The sequence below is a fragment of the Sphaerospermopsis aphanizomenoides BCCUSP55 genome, assembly GCF_001586785.1.
Taxonomy (GTDB): domain Bacteria; phylum Cyanobacteriota; class Cyanobacteriia; order Cyanobacteriales; family Nostocaceae; genus Sphaerospermopsis_A; species Sphaerospermopsis_A aphanizomenoides_A.
The window spans coordinates 1-6,104 of sequence record NZ_LUFH02000174.1 but is presented as its reverse complement, the minus strand read 5'-3'; the positions used below and the strand labels follow the sequence as shown (position 1 = coordinate 6,104).

Here is a 6,104-nt window from a genome sequence, read left to right as displayed (position 1 = left end):
CCCCACACCCCACACCCCACACCCTGTTCCTTGTAACGCCTGAATTTGGTGATTATTTTAGTTAAAACACGAAAATATTCGGTAAATTTGAGTTTAATCTGTATTAATGGAGAAATTTGCATGAGTAACAATCAAAATTCTGAATCAAAGCAATTTGCTGATAAGTTACAGGTGATCAACGCCGCTGTCAAAGATGCAGCCCAGGTTTGTCAAGGAGATACGATCGCACTGTTAGCTTTGTTAAGGCAGTTAGAAAATTTACATAGAGAGATTCGGGATGGAATTTTTCAAGAGAGTTTACCAGATAACCGTCAAAGACTTTACTCACTTCTCAAAGACATTGAGTCTGAGGGAGGTTGGCCTTATATTGAACGTATGCGATTACAAGCATTTTTAGTAAATTTACCAGCAGAAGTTGGTGAAGAAAAACCTATTATCAAAAACACTAATGATAGTCTGGATAGCGATAACTGGTTGGAATGGTAGGTCATAGGTAACAAGTGACAGGGAACAGCAGAATTCCCAATCACCAATCACCAATCACCAATCACTAATCACCAATCAACAAATAAAAGGAGTGTTAATGGCAGGTATAGTCTCAATTTCCCGCAGTGATTTAGCCCAGAGGCGTAAAAAATTACGTCGGCATCGGCAAATGAAAATTATCCAGACTATTTGGCGAACAATCGCTATTAGTAGTCTAGCTGGTGGATTGTTCTGGTTGATTATCCAACCTATGTGGGTGCTAAAGACTCCTAAACAAGTAGTGATGACATCAGGCAACCTAGAATTATCTGAGCAAACGGTTCATTCACTTTTGGCGTTATCTTATCCCCAATCTTTGTGGCGAATTGAACCTTCTGCCATTGCCCAAAAATTAAAGCAACAACCTGCGATCGCACAAGCAAATGTGAGTCGTCGTCTGTTTCCTCCTGGGTTAGTGATTGAAATTCAGGAAAGATTACCAGTAGCACTTACTTACACGCTGCCATTACCCAACACAACCAGCTGTAATACTCAAGCCCAAGTCGCAGATAAATCCGCCGACAAACAAATAAATCAATGTTTGCCAAATCAGAATGCTGAAAGTAAACAGGGGGATGTAGGTTTACTTGATGCCAGTGGGGCTTGGATTCCCCTGGAAAAATACACTTCCCTCAATCCTAATAGTAAATTACCAGGTCTAAAAGTGATTGGAACTCCAGCACAATACCGTCCTTACTGGACTCAAATTTATCAAGCTGTTAGTCAAAGTTCCGTAAAAATCATGGAAATCAATTGCCAAGATCCCACAAATTTGATTTTGAAAACTGAACTGGGAAATGTGCATCTTGGTGTCCCTAATGCTCAACTGCCTCAAAAAATCAAGCTACTTGTGCAAATTCGGCATTTACCTACTAAATTTAATCCTGCTCAGATAGCATATATTGATCTTAGAAATTCTGATTCTCCATTAGTACAAATGAATCAAAAAATGCCGATTAGCACCCAAGATCCTTAACCTACTTTTGCTTGTTTGAGTCAATCAACAAGTTTTATAGAGATTAAAATATTCATAGTTTTACCTCTCTGCTTGGGTGGAGAAATCCTTCCAAGTAAGCCGAGTCATGGAAAGAGGAAATCCAAGAAGTGATTCTTGGAATCCCCCGCTACACCCGAATGGTTAGCGGTGGGAGGATGTCAATCTGCTAAGGTGTATAACAAATACTTTAAACTTGGGAGGAAAATCAACTCAAAATCAGATCAAATGCCTTTTTTAAGTATTTTAACTAACAAAAAGTGCATAAATATACAATTTAAACAGGGAAATGTAGCAAATAATCAAGAAAAGGAGAATTAAACTTGTAAAATTGATTACTAATGAAAATTTTTGCTAAAAATAGTGAGAGGATATTTAATATAACATTAACAAAGCTTATGAAGACAAATCACCAACGTAGCATTGAAAATATTAATGTCTAGATCAAGTTATATAGACCGTTTTTCGGACAATGTAGGTATACTTTTCTAGAATTAGTTGTGCGATTGCCCTTGGCACTGCGCTTTGCCTAATCCTTTAAGTTTAAGGCTGATCTGATTGCTAATTATCTCACATCACCGTCCGGTTAGGTTGGGAAGCAGTGAGAACAATGGAAAACAGCACCAGAGATCGTGGCAGTGTCAAACTATAGTTGACTATTAAGTGAATAAACCAGAAAAAGTCGTTTATCTACCTTTCACAAATCCAATGACACTTGATAATAACCAAGAGCTTACCTATAAAAATTCCCAATCCGTCGGACAGCCAGGGTTATCTTTGGCAGTTAACTCTAACAATCCCTTTGGTAGTTCCGGGCTGAACTTTGGACAAAATAACGATAGTAAAAAGATGGTTGAAAACAGCCGTATTGGTGAAATTGTTCCCGGACGAGTGGCCAATATTAAAGTGATTGGTGTCGGTGGTGGCGGCGGTAATGCTGTTAACCGCATGATTGAGTCTGATGTTTCTGGGGTGGAGTTTTGGTCAATTAATACTGATGCCCAAGCTCTGACCTTAGCTGGCGCTCCCAGTCGATTGCAAATTGGCCAGAAACTGACTAGGGGTTTAGGTGCAGGGGGTAATCCTGCTATTGGTCAAAAGGCAGCTGAGGAATCCCGTGATGAGATTGCTACGGCTTTAGAAGGAGCAGATTTAGTATTTATCACCGCTGGTATGGGTGGTGGAACTGGTACGGGTGCAGCGCCAATAGTAGCTGAAGTGGCCAAAGAAATGGGTGCTTTGACTGTGGGTGTAGTCACCAGACCATTTGTATTTGAAGGCAGAAGACGCACTACCCAAGCAGAACAAGGAATTGAAGGCTTAAAAAGTCGGGTAGATACCTTGATCATTATCCCCAACAATAAGCTGTTGGAAGTGATTCCTGAACAAACACCTGTACAGGAAGCATTCCGTTATGCAGATGATGTTTTACGTCAAGGGGTACAGGGGATTTCTGATATTATTACTATCCCTGGTTTGGTCAATGTTGACTTTGCTGATGTGCGTGCAGTTATGGCAGATGCGGGTTCAGCTTTGATGGGAATTGGTGTGAGTTCTGGCAAATCGAGGGCTAGAGAAGCGGCGATCGCTGCGATTTCTTCACCATTATTAGAATGCTCTATTGAAGGTGCTAGAGGTGTTGTTTTCAACATTACTGGTGGTAGCGACTTAACTTTACATGAAGTGAATGCGGCAGCGGAAACCATCTATGAAGTAGTTGATCCCAACGCTAATATTATTTTTGGTGCTGTAATTGACGACCGATTGCAAGGAGAAGTCAGAATTACCGTGATTGCTACTGGGTTTACAGGTGAAATTCAAACTGCACCACAGCAAAATGTAGCTGCTGTGAGACCTGTAACTCCCACAACTACAAGAAAACCTACTTCACAACCAACTATTAATCAACCAACTCCCACTCCAGAACCCAAGGAAAAACCATCATTAGATATTCCTGATTTTCTGCAACGGCGACGCACACCACCCAAAAATTAAGTGATTGTAGATTTGATGGGAGATTTTAAATTTTAGATTAAATTTACCTTCTGCTCCAGCCATTTAATTACTTGATTACCAAGACAAGTACCATCTAAACGGTCAATTTCCCGAATGCCCGTGGGACTGGTGACGTTGACTTCTGTCAGGTAGCCGCCAATGATATCAATACCAACGAAAATTAAACCGTCTTGGCGCAGTTTCTCCGCTAATGCAGAGCATATTTCCTGCTCTCGTGGCGTAATTTTTGTTTGAGCGACTGTTCCACCAGCTGCCATGTTATTACGAAAATCACTGCCACTGGAGAGGCGATTCAGCGCACCAAGGGGTTCGCCGTTGAGCAAGATGATCCGCTTGTCTCCCTCCTTGGCTGCTGGTAGATAGTTTTGTACCATGACTGGGACTTTACCTTGGAGGGTACTGAGTTCAACAATGGAGTTAAAATTGCGATCGCCTGATTGCAAGAATAAAATTCCTTCTCCAGCTTTATTACCCAGGGGTTTGAGAACGGTTGCTCCCTTTGCTTCCACAAATTCACGGATTACTTGTTTGTCGGCACTAACAATGGTTTCGGGAATACATTGAGTAAACTGAAGGGCGTACATTTTTTCATTTGCGGCTCTGATACCACTGGGATTGTTAATTACTAGGGTTTTGTTTTGGTCAATATAATCCAGAGTATAAGTAGCAAATAAGTAAGCATCGTTGACTGGTGGATCTGTCCGCATGAAGACAGCATCCATTGTTTCTAAGGGTGTGAAAGAGCGTTCTTTTAACTTATACCAAGGATTTGCCGCTACCCAACGTCCCTCTACCAACTCTACTGGTACAAGTTCTACTTCCTGAAGCAAAGCCCAAGCTTTTCCTTCTACTACACTTAACCAATTTGTCTGTGTCACCCAAACTTGATGACCTAATTTCTGTGCTGCTTCCATCAAAGCAACGCTGCTATCATGACCAGGGTCAAGCTGATAGATAGGATCAATAATAAAAGCCAGTTTCACCCTCTTTACCTCGATGCAAGGAAATGTAATTGTTATTTAGTTTAGTTTATTTCCTGGTAATATCACTGTTGAGAACATAAGTATTATCAAGTAGTTAAATATCTTAGGACTTACGCAAAATTGCTCTAAAACCCCTTAAAACTTCCGCATATTATGACTAAGGGGGTCAAAACCTCTAGAAAATCGAGTGCTGTCATCATAACAAGCACCAGTTAAATTCGCACCGTACAACTTCGTGTAGTACAACCTAGCACCCCGGAGATTAGCCTCACAAAGATTCACACCACACAAATTAGCCCTTGTCAAATTAGCCTGAGCTAAATTAGCCCTATTCAAATCTGCTCCCCAGAGTTTGGCTTTGGCAAGGTTAGCTGCACTTAAATCTGCTCCCCAAAAATTGATTCCTGGTAAATAAGCATCAATTAGTTTAATTCCACTTAATTGAGCAGACGGAAAGTATCTTTCACCTGCGGCATAGCGCCGTTTAATATCCTCTGCATCCATTTATGTTTCACTGGCTTTGCCAAAACAACAGTGATTTCTATTTACGATTTAAGCACAAAAATAGCCAATCTGCTATCTGCCCTGTATCTTTCTGATTGTATTAGTGCTATTTAACACTCAATGGTAAATCCAAGAAAAAACTCTGTACTTAATTTATACACGAAAAAGCGCCTGAGTCCTTTTTCTTACTCAAGCGCCTCCCCGTATAACTCTATACCATTTCACTGTGTAATGAAACATCTGTAATCCGGCACACTGCTATTAGGGGAAGCACTGCTAGGATAACCTGTAACAAACATAAGGTGAAGTGGTATCACTCCTTGCATTAGATAAAGATATCTCTTTTACCACTAAATAGCTAGTGTGGAGAGTGACACTTTATTAACTGACACTAGTTAAAAATGACTCAAGATCAATAGTGATAGATAAGACAATACCAAGCAGTAAATATTTACTTAGCCTAGTATAAAAAATCTGGAAATTTTCATTAAACAATCAAATATTGCTCACCACAGCGTCAAGTCATGAAATCCTATTTGTAGTCTCAATTACCTGGTTTTTTTAATCAATTAGCTTTCAAAAAACAGCAGATAACCCTCTTGATACTACCAGGGGAATGGGTATGAAAATCACCAGCCATAATTACAATATCAGTAAAGTGCATTTTTTATCACTACAAACAGTAAAAATGTTATTTTTTATATTGCTTGTATCTATTTGCTAAATCTAGAAATGCGGCTAAAGTTATTCTGGTTACAAAACATTGGTCAACAAAAGTTACAGCCAGCTTTTCAGCAGCAAGTAACCTAATCTTAAGAATTCGATAAAAATTCTCGGTTGGTGTAGGTAATTGTAAAGCGACTTGAAATTTGTAGTTTCCTTGCGTCAACCCACCCAACACTCATTGGTACATAAGTAGGTAGGCGTTAAAAATTGTCGTTATGGCAAGGCAGGAGGCAGAAGGAAGGAGGGAAGAGGTTTTTAGCAATTTTACATTTTTGTACTTGCTTGGTTTTTTCGTGCCGACTTACTTAGAACATCACGAACCTATATAATTATTATAAATTTGCAACATATACAAC

General features: G+C 39.8%; 5 protein-coding genes. 3 read left to right on the top strand and 2 right to left on the bottom strand.

The features are described from left to right. The first annotated feature begins 120 nt into the window (after window positions 1-120). From A0J48_RS25610 to ftsZ, 3 genes are all read left to right on the top strand, one after another. Window positions 121-486 (top strand): hypothetical protein, encoded by a 366-nt coding sequence (locus A0J48_RS25610; protein WP_200327391.1) that lies wholly within the window; start codon window positions 121-123, stop codon window positions 484-486. Between the two features lie 97 nt (window positions 487-583). Continuing rightward, window positions 584-1,501, top strand: a complete 918-nt coding sequence (locus tag A0J48_RS25605) for a cell division protein FtsQ/DivIB (protein WP_200327390.1) — start codon at window positions 584-586, stop codon at window positions 1,499-1,501. A 726-nt stretch (window positions 1,502-2,227) separates the two neighbouring features. After that, window positions 2,228-3,514, top strand: a complete 1,287-nt coding sequence (gene ftsZ / locus A0J48_RS25600) for a cell division protein FtsZ (protein ID WP_200327389.1) — start codon at window positions 2,228-2,230, stop codon at window positions 3,512-3,514. Window positions 3,515-3,546: 32 nt separating this feature from the next. On the opposite strand, the gene gshB is transcribed toward ftsZ, so the two are convergent. Both gshB and A0J48_RS25590 read right to left on the bottom strand, forming a co-directional pair. Then, window positions 3,547-4,518, bottom strand: coding sequence for a glutathione synthase (gshB, locus tag A0J48_RS25595; protein WP_200327388.1), 972 nt, complete (start codon window positions 4,516-4,518; stop codon window positions 3,547-3,549). Between the two features lie 135 nt (window positions 4,519-4,653). Next, window positions 4,654-5,022: a pentapeptide repeat-containing protein gene (locus A0J48_RS25590; RefSeq protein WP_200327387.1), complete on the bottom strand. Its 369-nt coding sequence runs from the start codon at window positions 5,020-5,022 to the stop codon at window positions 4,654-4,656. Window positions 5,023-6,104: the final 1,082 nt, after the last annotated feature.